Origin of the sequence: Mesomycoplasma ovipneumoniae SC01, assembly GCF_000218525.1 — a bacterium.
GTDB classification, from domain to species: Bacteria; Bacillota_I; Bacilli_A; order Mycoplasmatales; family Metamycoplasmataceae; genus Mesomycoplasma; species Mesomycoplasma ovipneumoniae_A.
In genome coordinates this window covers 23,198-38,541 of sequence record NZ_AFHO01000012.1, presented here as the reverse complement: position 1 = coordinate 38,541, position 15,344 = coordinate 23,198, and the positions used below count along the sequence as shown (strand labels likewise).

The following is a 15,344-nucleotide window of genomic DNA, read 5'->3' as shown; positions in this document are numbered from 1 at the left end:
AAGTTCTTTATATAGATTCACATTTAATTGGTCTCAATAATAATATCCAGCAACTAATCAAAGTGGATATCATGTAAATATAAAATGCAATGCTGTAAAAATAAAATAAAATAAAATAAAATATTAAAAAATATTTTCATTTTTTTGGATTGATTTTTGATTCTGAATTTTCAGAATTATCAGAATTAAATAAAAACACTTCCAAAATTATATGAGAATAATATCTTGGTAAATAACCTTGTGCATGTCATAAAGTGTTATTTATTCACTTGATAATATTTTCGACAATTTGATCATATTGGTGTCAATTATTAATGTCAAAATAACGTGAATAAAGTTTTCTTTGGCACGCAAATTTATAATATTTATCATAATCAAAGTTAGTTAAAAAACCGAATTTATTTTCTGGATTTAGTCGACCTAATTTTTGTTTCACTTTTTTTATTAAATAAAAACGGAATATTTTTTGTAAAAAACTACAAACATATGAATAAGGGAAATAAAAAATTAAGTAAGTAATTATTTCAAACAAATGCAAAATAAAAAAATTGTTAAAAATTTTTAAATAAAAATGCCTTAAAAAATCTCCATTATGACTCAAACTTAAAATTGAAACAATTGCGAGATAAGGAAATGGATAGCTTATTAAAAAAAACAAAATAAGCAAAAAATAATGCTTTTTACGCTTATAAGGATTAAACAGAAAAACTAAATAGACAAAAAGGCTAAAATACAAAATATTAGACAAAAACGGGATTATTGAAAATTTTTTTGGTATTTTAAGGTTTAGAAATTTTTCAACTCTTGATCAAAAGTTCATTTTTTTAATTAATTAACCTAAGGAAATAATTGATGGAAAATCCTATTAAATAACACAATAAAATTTGGGATTGTGTAAAGATTTGACTTTGCATAAAACTTTGCCACCGATATTCATAATTTTACTCGCTTTTTGTTGTTTTTACTTAATCAAATAAATTTACTTGTGTTGTCTTAGAAATTTTATCAAAAACTCCCAGTTGTATTAATTTTTTTAGTGCAGTATTATTTGTGTCTGTTCTGGCCTGAAAATCTTCGATTGACGAAAAAGGCCGTAAATTACGAGCTTGAATGATTTTTCGGGCATTAATATCACCAATTCCATCAACTGAAATAAATGGTGGAATTAATGAATTATTTTCTTTATTAACAATTCAATTTTGGGCATCTGACATTAAAAGATTAACATTTTCAATTTCAAATCCTCGCAGTTTTAGTTCAAGACTGATTTCTAAAAAGGGAATTAAATCCTTTTCTTTTGGGGTTAAACCTTGACCTGATCCATTTTGATTTGTTTGTTTTTGTTGTAGTGTCAGAATTTTAGCCTCAATTTTGTCTGCCGGTTGAATTAATGTATCAATATCTTTAACATCAGGTCTGATAGAAAAATATGATGAATAAAATGCAAGTGGGTGATATAGTTTAAAATATGCGATTTTTCAAGCTTTCATTGCATAAGCAACCGCGTGGGCTTTTGGAAACATATAACCAATTTTTTGCAATGAGTCAATATACCAAGTTGGCACCTTTTTTTCAGTTAAAATATCAATTTCGCTTTGTGTAAGTCCTTTTCCTTTTCGAACTTTTTCCATAATATTAAAAGCATCAAGATGATCTAGTTTCATTCTTAAAAGATAAATCATAATATCATCACGACAGGAAATTACCTCGTTAATTGCGTGATTTTTTTTGGAAATTAGCACTTCTGCATTATTTTGCCAGACACCACCTCCATGGGCTAGACCACAAACTGCAACAATATCAGCAAAAGATTTTACCTGTGCAACTTGAAGCATTCTTCTAACAAAAGGAGTTCCAAACTCTGGAATTCCAATTGTTCCTGTCTGTTCGCCAAGCATTTGACTTGGTTGAATACCTAATTCTTTTGCTGAGGTAAAAAGTGATAAGATTTTATGGTCACTTTTTGGAATTTGATCCGATTTTACTCCAGTAATTTCCTCTAAATGAAGCAAAATTGTTGGATCATCATGACCTAAAATATCTAGTTTCAAGAGGTTATCATGAAGCGCATTATAATCAAAATGCGTTGTTTTTCAGTCAGATTTTTCATTATTTGCCGGAAAATTAATAGGAGTAAAATCTTCTATTTCACGGTTTTGAGGAATAACTATAATTCCACCAGCGTGTTTTCCTGATGTTCGTTTTACACCTTGGGCTTTTGTGGCCAAAAAATCGAGAAACGTATTTGTAAAATATGAAACTTCACGGTTAAGATCAAATTTCGAATCATACATTGCCCTAAATTCGCCAAGTTTTCTTCCTAGACCAAAAACAGTTTTTTCGGCATTTGTCAAAATAGTTCCAGCACGAAATGTTTTATCTTTTCCAAAAAGGTCACGAACAAAATCGTGCATTTTAAGTTGTGTCTCACCTGAAAAATTTAGATCAATGTCAGGAACTTTTTCGGCATTAAATCCTAAAAAAGTCTCAAAAGGGATGTTATGACCGTCTTTATCCATAAGTTGACCACAATTTTGACATTCTTTATCTGGTAAATCATATCCTGATAAAAAGTCTTGTGAGTCAAAAAATTCCACTTTTGAGCATTTTTGGCACAAATAATGTGGTAAAAGTGGGTTTACATCTGTAATTCCGGTCAAATATGCAACAATAGAAGAACCTACCGACCCACGAGAATCGACAATTGCACCTTGAGATTTTGCTTCATCGACTATTCGCTTTGAAATTCAATAAACAACGTGAAAACCGTGCTGAATTATTGGAATCAGTTCCTTTTCTATTCTAGTTTTGATTATTTCTGGCAACGGATTTCCGTATTTTTTATATGCATTTTTGTAAACAGTTTCTTTTAAATTAATTTCAGAATTATCAAATTCTGGCGGGTGAAGGCCGGGTTTGATAATTTCAATACTATCTGAAATTGAATTAGCAATTAAATTAGAATTTTTTACCACAAATTCATAAACTAATTCAGGATTTTGTAAAAATTCAAACTGTTTTTTTAACTCATCAGTTGTAAAAAAATGTTTCTCAGGAAAAATATGACTGTTTTTAGGGTCTTTTCGTTCTTTTTCTTGATGATCAAACAAATGATGACTGACTCCGCCGACACCTTTTGCATAAATATAAAGTTCATGAAAAATTTTTTCACGAGACTGGCAATAACGAACATCACCAATTGCAACAGCTGGAATTTTTAATTTTTTTGCCAAATTCAACAAGTTTTTTATTAAATCTTCAATCTGATTTTGTGTAAAAATTTCACGTTTTACTAAATGAACAAACGCGCTTGGGGGCGGAACTTCGATAAAATCGAATATTTTTTCAAATTTTTCAACACTGTCTGGCCCAAAATAAAGTAAATTCTGGATCAAAAGTGAATCAATTCCTCCTGAACCTACCAATAAATCAGGGTCTTTTTCCATTTTGTCATAAAAAATTAGCGGACGGGAAATTAAATTTTCTGTGTTTGCTAACGATACTAATTTATAAAGTTTTTTTAGGCCGATTTGATTTTTGGCTAATATTGTCAATTGTTTTGGGAAAACTTTTTCTGGTCGAATATCAAAAATTGAGTTTTTTACTGATGAAAGTTGCTCTAAATCCTGAATATTTTGGTTTTGTAATGAATTAAGAAAATTTCTCCAAACATTGGATAAAATTTGCGCATCGTAATCTGCCCGGTGAGCTATCTCATCATCATAATAAATTTCAAATCTTTTTGCAACATTTTTAAGACTATGACTTTTTTCCGAAGGATGCAAAAAACGACTTACTTCGAGCGTATCAATAATAGGAGTTTCTATTGATTTTTGGGCATGTTTTTTAAAAAATTGGTCTAAAAAATTAAAGTCAAAATTTGCATTATGGGCCACTAGAACCGAATTTTGAATAATTTTATCTATTTTTTCAACAGCATCACCCGGCGAAATAGCAAATTCGTCAATCATTCCCTGGGTAATTCCAGTAATTTTTGTAATTAAATGTGGTATTTTTTGTGATGGTTTAATAAAAAACTGATGTTTTTCAATTTCAATCCCTTCTTGAAAAACAAGCGCACCAAATTCAATAATTTCATTATAATATGATGAAAGCCCGGTTGTTTCTAAGTCAAAAATGACAAATCTTGCTGAATTTAGTTGCTGATTTTTACCGCTAAAATTTAAAACTTTTTCAATTTTTGATGGATATGTTGAAAAAGTTGAACCATAAATAGGCTTAATATTTGTGGATTTAATAGCAGCATAAAACTCAGGAAAAGCTTGGACCGAATCTAAATCAGCTATTCCAATTGCCGAATATCCGTTTTTTAATGCATGACGAACATATGCACTTGCACTTGAGATTCCGTCCATAGTTGATTTTCAAGTTCTAGCGGCAATCTCAACTCTTTTTTCATTAGCCGTATCAATATTTTGCTCAGGAAAAAAGTCAGATGTTTGTATTTTAGTAATGTCACACAAATTTAGATCAACATTTGACTTATATCGCGATGTTGTGTCCTTGATTTCAGCCTTAATTTTTACTAAATCACCAACTTTTAAGTCAAAATTTTGATTTGCTCGCAAAAATTTATCAACAACAACTGCTTCTGTGTATTCATAGTCATTTACATAAATTTTTAAAATGTTAGGACCTTTTTTTGGTTTTATTGTTGAAATTTTATAAATTTCACCGTGGAATTCAACATTAGAATTCTTATGTGAGCGAATAAATTTTAAATTAATAAGCTCAAAATTACTGCATTTTTTCGAGGTTTTTTTCTTGCTAACAGAACTTTGAGATGTTGAAGGGTCCAAAACATCTTCTATTTGTATATTTAATTCTTTTTGAGGTGGTAATTGCTTGTCTTCAAGTATAAATTCTAGATCTAAATGAATTAAGCCGATTTTTTTTATTATTTTCACCAATTTATTTTCGTACTCTTTAAAAAAATCATGGCTTTCTGAGTCTGAAAAAAAAATTTTAAATTTAGCAGGACCAGCTCTTAAGATTTCTTTATCTTTAAAAAAATTCTTAGATTCTGAAATAATTTCCATTAAACCGTTTAGATATTCTAATAGTTCATGATCATGAAAATAATTCTGTTCAATTTCATAATTAAAATTAATTTTGCAGCTTAAAATTGAGGATTTTTTATTAATTGACTCAATTAATTTAATAAATGAATATAAATCAAAAAATTTTGGTAAGGTAGTTTTTTTTAATATTGCAGAAAATTCATTTTGGCCATGATTTTTATTTGAATTTTCGTTTGGAATTACTTGAACATCATCTCAATCTGGCGGTATTTGCCAATTAACTCACTCACAAAATTTTTTGAATCTTACATTCATAGCACCCTCATTCTTTTTTTAAAAAAAGAAAAAATTAAATTGTTAGAATAATTATTGAAAAAGATAAAAAAACAAAACTGATAGAATCAAAGCGGTCAAAAATTCCGCCGTGGCCCTTAATAATTTGTGAAAAATCCTTTATATTCAAATATCTTTTTATCACAGAAAAAAATATGTCACCAAAAATAGCTACAATTGGCAGAAAAATTACTGCCAAAATTTTAAATAATAGTCAATTATTCAATTGAATTCCGAAATTTAGATTTAAAAAAATTAATAAAGTAAAAATGAAGGAAAAAATGAAGGAAAAAATGAAGCCTTCCATTGTTTTTTTGGGAGAAAAATCAAATTTTCAAGGAAATATTTTTCTTCCAAAAATTGAACCAAAAATATAACCAAAAATATCTGAAATTACTGCAATTGAACCCAAGGAAATTACTAAAAACACATTAAATGTGTTTAATACTCACAAAAATTTAAAAAATAATGTAACTATAAAAATAATTATAAATTTAAGTAAAATATCAGAAAAAAAATGAAATCTAGTTTTTTGTTTCGAATCCATAAATCTGATAACTATTAAGAAAGGTAAGGTAAAAAAAATATGATAATCTGAAACTTGTTCTTTTAGCAAAAATTTTACTAAACTTCAACTAAACTCGGCGTCCTTAGAAAAATAGATCTCATTTAAATTAAAATTTGAAGGTAATAAAAATAGCAAAAAACCCAATAATGCAGATATTACGGCAAAAATTTTTCTAGATTGAAAGTGAACAAAAATTTCGTACAAACTATAAAATAGAATAAACGCTAAAACACCAAAAGAAATTATTCGTCCTCAAAAATGTCAATAATAACCTACAAATAAAACTGGAGCAATTATTGCGATAATAAAAACTGAGGATAAAAAACGATATAAAAATTCTTTAGCTGTAAAATTTGGGAAAAATGCCCGCATTTTTTAAATAGTTTGAATTTCTTTTACTTTTTTTTCGTAAATTTCATCAATTTTTTCTATTTGTAAATTGATTGTTTTTTGAACCTGATTAAGATAATCTTTTTCTTGATCCTCGGAAAGTTCCTCTTTTTTTATTAATTTATTAACATCTTGGCGAATTAAGCGTATTTTAACTTTAGCTTCTTCGTGAATTTTTTTTAATAAATGAACGCTTTCCTGGCGTTTTTGCTGTGTTGGTTCAGGAAAAATTATACGGACTTGGTTAGCTTCTTTTTGAACTTGAGCATCAATTTTTGATGCAACTATTGCGGTTGCAATTTCCTTTACAAGCGACATTTCATACGGTCTTACTAAAAGTTGTAAGGGTACAGGGGTTGAAATTGATGCAATTTCATTAATTGGGGTTAATGTCCCGTAAAAACTAACTTTAATATGGGAAATTAATTGGGGATTTGGTGCACCAACACTTACTTTTTGGAAGCTTTTTTCCAAATAGGAATAAACATCTTGCGCTTTTTGATCTAGAATTTCTTTATAAAAATTGAATTCAATTTCAGATTTCATTTTAATAAACCTCCGTATGTTTGATTTGACCTTTTATTAATTTAACTATGCTGTTTTCTTCTTTAATGTCGAAAATTAATAATCTAATCTTGTTATCGCGCGCCATCGAAAAGGCTGTTGAATCCATTACTTTCAGATTTTTTTCAATAACTTGATCATAAGTAATTTTATCATATCTTATTGCATTTGGATTAATTTTAGGATCAGAATCAAAAACTCCGTTTACATTATTTTTACCAACTAGAATTAAATTTGCATCCATTTCAGAAGCAAAAAGGGTAGCGGCACTATCTGTTGTAAAAAATGGACGACCAGTTCCACCGACAAGAATTAAAACATGACCATCTGAGAGATATTTAATAGCTTTTTCTCGAACAAAATACTCACAAATTCGAGGATCCAAACTCATTGAAGACAAAACGCGAGTTTTAATTTCCAAATCGCGAAAAACTGAATCAAGGGCCAGTCCGTTCATTACCGTCCCAAGCATGCCAATATAATCTGCAGTATTTCGATTTATCCCGTTTTTTGCAGCGGAAGTTCCACGCCAAAAATTTCCACCGCCAATCACAATTAAAATTTTATAACCTAATTTTTGAATTTCTTTAAGTTGATGGCCAATTCGACCGACAAGTTCATAATCAATTGCGAGTGATTTTTGTTTGTTAGCTAGACTTTCACCCGAAAGTTTAATTAGAATAGTTGACTTCATGTTATCTCAAAAAATTTTATTTAATTATACTTTATTTTAATCGAATATTTACAAAAAAGGAAAAATTTAGGAAAAAAGTGTCGATTTTACTTTTTTTAACCAAAAAGTAGCTCGATTATTTAATTATGTGTGAAGAAAAAGAAGAAGGTGATCATGATTAAAATTAAGGAAATTTTTAAGCGACTTATTTTACCAGGTTTAACAATATTAAGTCCTTTTTTACTTTTTAGCCAAAAATCTGGTGATTTTCACCTGCATCAAAACTCAAGTTTTGATTTTAAAGAGCTTGCTTCAAACTTAAATTTTGATGCAAATTTAAATAAAGTAAATAGAAATGTTAAAGTTGGAGTTTTTATTGAAGAAAATGGGGACGAAAATAACAATGATTTTAACAATTTGCAAGCAATTTTTCAGTTTTTTGCCCCTAATTCAAATTTAATTATTTACCGTTTTAAAACAAAGGAGCAATGAGCTAAAGGACTTTCACACTTTGAAACCGTAGGAGTCGAGATGGTTTTGCACTTATATAAAGAAAAAAGGACTTTTTTAAATGATTATTTTTCAAATGGGAGAGACTTAATAAAATTAGGAGATTTTCTTGATTTTTGAAGCGGTAAAACTGGAATAATAAATTTTTTTGACGGAAGCAGAGCTTTAGGCGATGAAATTAATAGTAATTTCAGCTTTTTTGCAAAACAAGACGACAGATTTAAGAAAGATTCGCGACTTTTTAATTATGTGAAAAATTTTGGCAATAGCGCTGGAGTAGTAAAATCAAACCACTTTATACTTCCAGAATTAAAATTTGGCTATCAGTTAAATGTTCGTGATTCAAACATACAATTTTACTCAGCTTTCCTACTTTCCGCTATTTTTAGCGGACTTTCATCAAGTTTTGACTCTTATGAAAGTTTAAAAGAAAGGAATCTAAAAATAATTTCAGCTTTATCATTAACGGCTCAACCGTCAGAAAATAGCAATTTAGGATTTAATGGTGCTCATTCAAGTGAAGGTTTTGGATTTATAAATTACAAAGATGCCTATTTTACTCTGGAACAAGGTAATTATTTATACAATAATTATGATGGAAATGAGTATGTAAGTGAGCCTTTTGAACTTTTAAAAAATCAAAAATTTTCAGCACTTGTTTTTCATGATAAATTTTCTGAAAAAGAAGTCGTAGGGGAATACTTATCGGGATTTAAAGGTTTTTTTTACAATTTTGGTAAAACAATCCGTGATGGAGTGAGTGATTTGCTTTATGGCCAACCAAATTATAAAACAAATGATTTTGATATTTCAATCGAAATTTATCGTGGAAGTTGACAAAAAATTATTGAAGCAAACTCAGATATAAGTCCATTTGACAAAATTAGCTTTAAATCTTTTGAAGATGGGCAATATCGAATTAGAGTTTCTAATGTAAATTTTCAACCTGATAAGCCAAAAAAATACGTTCTGACATGAAGAAGGTATCCTGCAGAATTTCGCGCTAATGTTTATAGTTAAAAATAAAATTTTGTATTAAAATATACTTTTAATTATGAAATTTTTTATTGATACTGTAAGTCAAGATCTAGTTTTAGCAATTTTTGACAAAAATTTCGTTTTAGTCGATTCTAATATACTTGAAATTAAAAATAAAGCTGATTTGCTTCCCGAATTAGTTCGTAATATTTTGGCAAAAAATAATCTAAAAATTTCAGATTTTAGTGATTTTTACATTAATTTAGGCCCAGGCACATTTACAGGATGCAGAGTTGGGTTGACATTTTTTAGAACTCTAGCACAATTAGGCAATATAAACCTCTGAACTTGCTCAACTTTTAATCTTTTATCCTTTAAAAAAAATGAAAAAATGCAATATTTTATTAGTTATAGCAAAAATTCACAGTTTAGCGCTTTTGCTTATGACGGCCAATTAGTATCTGAAATTTCGGATATTAAGACCAAAAATAGGCCAGATGATCAAGTTGATTACCAATTAATTTTTAATAATTTTTCACAAGCACAAAAATTATTTAAAAAAGAGGAAAACATAGTTAATGTTTTCCCTTTATATAATAATTAGTTTAAAAAAATTAATTAAATGGTGAGTTAAGAGAACTTGATTCAGGAATGTTCTCGAAATTTTCGTTAGTTTTTATAATGTTATCTTTAAAAGCCGACGTTCCGATTGTAACTGGTTTTGCACTTTTATTGAATTTTACGGTTTCAATTTTGTTAGATTCAAAAGCGCTAGAAAAAATCTCGATTAATTTAACATTTTGGCTAAAGTCAACATGTTGAATTTTATTATCAAAAAAAGCGCCAGTTTGAATAACCTCTAAATCCTTAGAGTTTGAAAAATCGACCTGTTCTAAATTATTTTTAGCAAAAGCTTGTCTACCTATTGAAACTAAAGATGAAGGTAAAACTAATTTTGTTATATTATTTCCTTGAAAAGCAAAATTACCGATTTTCTTCAAATTTGTCGCCTTTGAGAAGTCGAGTTCCTTAATTTTTTCTTGATCAGTCAAATTTGCACTATCTGCATAAAATGCATAATCTTCTATTTCAGTTAGCGTTTCTGGAAAAATTATTTTTGACAAAAAATAAAAATTTACCTTAGTTTCTTGTGGTTTTTGGGTGTTTTCGGTACCAGGTTGATCAGGTTGATTAGTTTGATCCTGATTTTGAAGAGTAGTTTTTTGAAAAATCCGTGATTTTAGACTAAAAAATGCAGATTTATCAATTTTTGTTAGCCCGGAATCTGTTAGGTCAAGCACAAAAGAATTTGTTGACTCATCGATTTTTACATATTTGGAATCAGTTTTATCTATCGACGCAAGAAGTTGTTCTGCTTGGGATGGGTTTTGGCTGCACGCAGAAAGTGCAACTATTGGTGATAGCAGCGCTAATGTTTTTAATATTTTTTTAAACTTGAACATAAAATAAATTTTACAATAATAATTAATAAAAATATTAAATTAGAAACTTTTATTGATAAAAGTCTTAATTTTTTGTCTTTAAATTATAGTAAGTACGAATTTGAGAAGCAAGTCTTTCGTCTAATGGTTTTAAAAAAGTATAATTTAGCTGATATCTGCCCTCATCAGTGTTTGTGTCAGTTGGCATATTTCCATAAAGAGTTTGCTCAGGTTGTTGAGAAAGATACATATTTAGAGCTCGAAGCGATCTATTTGATGAAGTTTCGGATTTTATATTATCATAATTCAAATTTTTCTCATCAGCAATAATTTCATCATTAAGGTCAATAAAAACCGAACGGTCTTCACCTTCTAGAGTTTCGCGAACAGTTTCGACTGCATCATTAAAGTAGAATTTTTTAAAGAATTCAAAGGATTTTTTAAATGCTGGGGTGTAATTTATAAAATCAAAATTTGCTAAAAAAGGTAAGGATTCATAGTCAAAATAAAAACCTTTTCCATTTTTAGGTTCAAATTTTTCTGTTTCACTATTTTGGACAAAAGCAAAATCAACTTCAATTTTTGCTGTTTGAACAATTTCATCTAAGTCAAAATCTTCGCCTTTAAAAATTCCTTCATAAAGTGAGTTATAAACCTTATCGGTCAATTCAGGCGAGGTGTCTTTCAAAATAATTCAGCCATCAAGTAAAGTTAAATTATTTTTTGGACGAATAATTGCAATTGTATTTTCTTCTTCGAGTTCTTCATAATTATCTTTAGAATAATGAGCATCAAGCGAATCGCCATTATATAAAAAACCAACATCTTGATTCAAAGAAGGATCGATTACTGAATTGGCTAAGTCAAGACCTGATGTTTTAAAAACATTATGCCGCAAATTAAAATAGTCAAAACCAGAAATTTCACCAATATAGTCAATAAAACCATCAACAAATGATTTATAGTTATTTTCAGTTATAATTTCACCGTATTGATTAGTTTTTTCAGCCCCGATTAACAAATTATCTCTCATAGCTTCTGTTCATTCAAAGAAACTATAGCCGTTTTGTCTCAAAGTTTTACCTATTCCGGCAAGACTTTGATCTTCAAATTTAAGACCTTTTTCTTGAATTTCTTCTTTTTGCTCAGCAGTTCAATTATTCTGAAATTTACGGAGATTTTTTCTTTTACCATCAACATCATAATCGCCAATTGTGTAGGCAATTACTTTGTCTTGGGTATAATAAGGGATGAAAAACTCTCAAAAACGGTCCTGAATTCCGTCATTATCAGTATCAAGATTTTTTTGCGGATCATAGGCATCTTTCATAAATTGATCATATTTATCAATATGTTCAACAATTTCAGGGCGAAAAATTTCTTCAAAAGCGGCCCTTTTTTTATTGATAAATTCTTGCTTTTGGACCAAAGAAAAACTCTCATAATTTTCAGGTTTTTGAAAAACCTTAGTTAGTTGCCAATTTGAAAAAAGTTTTGAATAGTCTATTTTTTGCAAAAGACCTTTTTGCGCCAAACGTGCAATTTGAAAATCTGAACCTACACCAGCAATTGTGCGATTGTCTTCGATTGCTCTTGTAAATTCGCTAACATCACCAAACTCGCGATAATTAAAATCTTTGTTAATTACATCGCGACCAAAATCGGAAATGTAAGCTTCATAATTATAGACAACTGGTTTAAAAGGGAAGCTTGATTTTGAAAAAGATGCAACAAAAACAACACTAATTACCGAAAGGGCAAGTGTTATTTTGGCAAAAAAATTAACTAAATTCTTTTTCATGTTTTTTCCTTTTTATTTTTATAATAAAGTCAAATTAAATTAGAAATCACGGAAATGAAAAGCATAATTGTTCCCAACATTAGCGCTCAAGTCTTAAAAGTTCCTTGATACAAAAGCGTTCCAACTGTTTGGGTGTTTGATGTAATTTTTGTGATTATAAAATCATCAAATGAAAGAAAAGCAACAACCGGAAAAACTGAAATTATCGCTGGTGACATGTGTTTTAAATAAATCAAAAATCATGCCTTCATTTTTGAATAGCCTAAATCTTGGGCTGCTTCATATAAACTTAGCGAAAATTTTTCACTTCTTGGATACATTATCAAAATTCCGTAAGGTAAAGTCATGACAATATGGGAAATAATTGCCCGATACAAACCTTCATGAGCCGCTGAAAGTGAACCAAATATGAACCCTAAAATAATTGCAAGTGAAACTGCGGTAATCACATCAGGATTAATTAAAGGAATATTTGAGGTGGCATTTACATAAATTTTTACTGATTTATTTTTTTGTCTTCAGAGAGCAAAAACTGTTAAAAGTGAAAGGAAAACAACGGTTATTGCAGCAAAAATTGCAATAATTAATGAGTTAATTAGCGCTGATGCAAAAGTGTCTTTTGCAAATTCGTCAAATGCTTGCAAACTAAATTTGTTTCATGTTGAAGAGACAAAACCTTTTTTTGAAGGGGAATTAAATGAAAAAATAGAGCCAAAAATTATTGGAATGTAGAAAATTATTATCAAAAATCAAACGTAAGTTTTTTTCAAAATCTCGTGTTTTTGAAAAAAATCAATAATTTTAGTCATATTTAAATCCTTTAATTTTCATGATAACAATAGGTGTAAAATGAATTAGTGTATAAATTCCAATAAAAACTAAAAGTGTGACTAAAACAAGCGATGAAACTCTAGCTAAATCAAAAGGGTTTGTTGTGTTTGCAGAATTATTAATTAAATTTCCAATTAGTTGATTTTGTGATCCATTTGGTAGCAATTTATCTGAGACAACTATAGATGTTGCCGCCATTAAAAAAACAATCGCAAATCCAGAGCTAATTGCACGAAAACTATAAGGAACAACCACTTTAATCAAAACTCGAAATTTTGAATATCCTAAATCTGTGCCAGCTTCAATTAAATTTTTAGGCATATCTCTAAAAATTGTATAAAGTGGAATTACCATAAAAGGAAAATTGAGAAAAATTAGACCAAGAATCATAAAAGAGTTATTATTTAGCGATCCTTCGTCAAACATTGACAAAAATAAAGCTCGTAATGAGAAAACTTTTGCAATTGTAAAAATAATTAAAGGGGTAATTATTAATGATAAAGAATAAATTTTAAAAATACGTGATTTTGAATTTGCGACAATAAAAGCATATGGAAAAGCTAAAATTAAGCAAATAAAGGCGCTAACTAAACCAACAAAAATTGAACGAGCAATAATTTGCCAAGTTGTTTGCTCTTTTACTAAAAGATGGTTGTCAAATGGCTCACCGTTTGTCGAAAGTGGACTTACAGATTTAACAAAAAGTAAAATAAGCGGAATAACTATTAAAATTAGAGCAAATACAAAATAAGGGAGAGCAAGACTGATGCGTGGGTTTAAACTTTTTTTGAAATTTTGTCAAAATTTATCAAAAAAGCTAAGAGTTTCCACTTTCCATCTCCATTAAATGAATCGCATCATCATCTCACTTTAAATAAACTTCGGTATTAAGATCGTAAAAATCGTTAGTTTCAACGTAAATAATTTTAGAACCAACTTGAATATCTAGTCAGTAATATGAACCTTTGTAAATATTTTGAACAACTTTACCCTTAAAATATCCAGAATTTAAGTCAATATCGATGTCTTCAGGGCGAATAAGTGCATCCAGTTTTTGGCCATGATCAAATTCTGTGTGAATTGTATAGAGTTCAACGCCAAGAATTTCAACCTTATTTTTTTCAATAAATGTTGCTTCAAAAAAATTTGAATCACCAATGAAATTAGCAACTCATTTATTAACAGGATAGTCATAAATTTTGGTTGGCTCATCATATTGAGCAATTTTTCCGTTACGAATTACGGCGATTTTATCTGATAATTGAAGGGCTTCATCTTGATCATGAGTTACAAAAATGAACGTTAGACCTAATTTTTGCTGAATTCTTTTAAGAAAAACTTGCATTTTTTGTCTAATTTTTGCATCTAAAGCTGATAATGGCTCATCCAATAAAACTATTTCAGGCTCAATAACAAGCGATCTAGCTAGTGCAACTCGCTGTTTCATTCCACCAGATAACTCTGAAATTGCGCGGTCTTCATTTCCGCTTAGACCAACAAGTTCGATAATATCCTTAATTTCGTTATCAATTTCAGTTTTTGTTATTTTACGAGTAAGGTATTTTTTTTCAAAAGTTACAGATTTATAAAAAACATAATTTTCCCAATTAGAATATTTAAAATCTGAATCATCAAGTTTATCCTGTAATTTTTTACGGGTTTTGTTGTCTAAATTGGGATTTTCAAGTTGTTTTTCTAGGTTTGCTTGCAAATTATTAAGTTCTGCAATTTTTTGGTCCTGTTTTGCTTGCCATTTTTGCTTTAATTCTTCGAACTTTTTCCAAGTTGACTGTGGAATTTCAGAATCACTTTTCTTAATTCTTTTTAATTTTAGGCCAAATTCAATATTTCCTCTAACTGACAAATGTGGAAAAAGCGCATAATCTTGAAAAATAGTCGCTGTATCTCGTTTGTGGGCTGGAACATCTTTAATATCAACCCCATTAAATTTAATTTCGCCACGGGTTGTTCATTCAAAACCGCCAATTAGGCGTAAAATCGTAGTTTTTCCAGATCCAGATGGACCTAAAAGAGTGACAAAATCACCTTTTTTGATGTCCAAATTTATTTGATTTAAAACTTTCTTCTCACCAAATTCTTTATCAACATCAACAAGCGAGATTATTGTTTCACTTTTGTGAATTTTTTGCATTTTATAATTCCCTCTTGAGTAGATAAAATTAAAAACAATATCTAATTTAAATAAAAAAAA

Annotated in this window: 12 protein-coding genes; 2 read left to right on the top strand and 10 right to left on the bottom strand. The window is 29.0% G+C overall.

What is annotated here, in order from left to right; all coding sequences use genetic code 4:
* Nucleotides 1-7: 7 nt before the first annotated feature.
* The 5 genes from MOSC01_RS04880 to pyrH all read right to left on the bottom strand — a co-directional run bounded on the left by MOSC01_RS04880 (nt 8) and on the right by pyrH (nt 7,591).
* Entirely contained in the window at nt 8-436 is a 429-nt protein-coding gene (locus MOSC01_RS04880; protein ID WP_069097063.1) for a hypothetical protein, read from the bottom strand.
* A 529-nt stretch (nt 437-965) separates the two neighbouring features.
* Nucleotides 966-5,357: a PolC-type DNA polymerase III gene (locus tag MOSC01_RS0102570; protein WP_010321248.1), complete on the bottom strand. Its 4,392-nt coding sequence runs from the start codon at nt 5,355-5,357 to the stop codon at nt 966-968.
* A 34-nt stretch (nt 5,358-5,391) separates the two neighbouring features.
* Nucleotides 5,392-6,315, bottom strand: coding sequence for a phosphatidate cytidylyltransferase (locus tag MOSC01_RS0102565; RefSeq protein WP_010321247.1), 924 nt, complete (start codon nt 6,313-6,315; stop codon nt 5,392-5,394).
* A gap of 3 nt (nt 6,316-6,318) precedes the next feature.
* A complete protein-coding gene (locus MOSC01_RS0102560; protein WP_010321246.1) occupies nt 6,319-6,879 on the bottom strand; it encodes a ribosome-recycling factor in 561 nt (186 codons plus the stop codon).
* 1 nt (nt 6,880) lies between these two features.
* The gene (gene pyrH / locus MOSC01_RS0102555) at nt 6,881-7,591 is read right to left on the bottom strand and encodes a UMP kinase (RefSeq protein WP_010321245.1); all 711 of its coding nucleotides are present in this window, start codon (nt 7,589-7,591) and stop codon (nt 6,881-6,883) included.
* A gap of 153 nt (nt 7,592-7,744) precedes the next feature.
* On the opposite strand from pyrH, the gene MOSC01_RS0102550 reads away from it, so the two are divergent.
* Together MOSC01_RS0102550 and tsaB are read left to right on the top strand one after the other, a co-directional pair.
* Entirely contained in the window at nt 7,745-9,100 is a 1,356-nt protein-coding gene (locus tag MOSC01_RS0102550; protein WP_010321244.1) for a hypothetical protein, read from the top strand.
* Between the two features lie 34 nt (nt 9,101-9,134).
* Complete coding sequence (gene tsaB / locus MOSC01_RS0102545) at nt 9,135-9,662, top strand: tRNA (adenosine(37)-N6)-threonylcarbamoyltransferase complex dimerization subunit type 1 TsaB (protein ID WP_010321243.1); 528 nt, start codon at nt 9,135-9,137, stop codon at nt 9,660-9,662.
* 10 nt (nt 9,663-9,672) lie between these two features.
* Here tsaB and MOSC01_RS0102540 read toward each other — a convergent pair whose 3' ends face one another.
* The 5 genes from MOSC01_RS0102540 to MOSC01_RS0102520 all read right to left on the bottom strand — a co-directional run bounded on the left by MOSC01_RS0102540 (nt 9,673) and on the right by MOSC01_RS0102520 (nt 15,284).
* On the bottom strand, nt 9,673-10,521 hold the full coding sequence (locus tag MOSC01_RS0102540; protein ID WP_010321242.1) for a leucine-rich repeat domain-containing protein: 849 nt from the start codon (nt 10,519-10,521) through the stop codon (nt 9,673-9,675).
* A gap of 64 nt (nt 10,522-10,585) precedes the next feature.
* On the bottom strand, nt 10,586-12,301 hold the full coding sequence (locus MOSC01_RS0102535) for a hypothetical protein (protein ID WP_010321241.1): 1,716 nt from the start codon (nt 12,299-12,301) through the stop codon (nt 10,586-10,588).
* Entirely contained in the window at nt 12,286-13,110 is an 825-nt protein-coding gene (locus MOSC01_RS0102530; protein ID WP_010321240.1) for an ABC transporter permease, read from the bottom strand. The genes MOSC01_RS0102535 and MOSC01_RS0102530 overlap by 16 nt, the downstream gene beginning before the upstream one ends.
* Nucleotides 13,103-13,963: an ABC transporter permease gene (locus MOSC01_RS0102525; RefSeq protein ID WP_010321239.1), complete on the bottom strand. Its 861-nt coding sequence runs from the start codon at nt 13,961-13,963 to the stop codon at nt 13,103-13,105. Before MOSC01_RS0102525 ends, MOSC01_RS0102530 begins: the two co-directional genes overlap by 8 nt.
* Nucleotides 13,950-15,284 carry an ABC transporter ATP-binding protein gene (locus tag MOSC01_RS0102520; protein ID WP_010321238.1) on the bottom strand — a complete coding sequence of 445 codons (1,335 nt, stop codon included), beginning with the start codon at nt 15,282-15,284 and terminating at the stop codon, nt 13,950-13,952. The genes MOSC01_RS0102525 and MOSC01_RS0102520 overlap by 14 nt, the downstream gene beginning before the upstream one ends.
* Between the last annotated feature and the right edge of the window lie 60 nt (nt 15,285-15,344).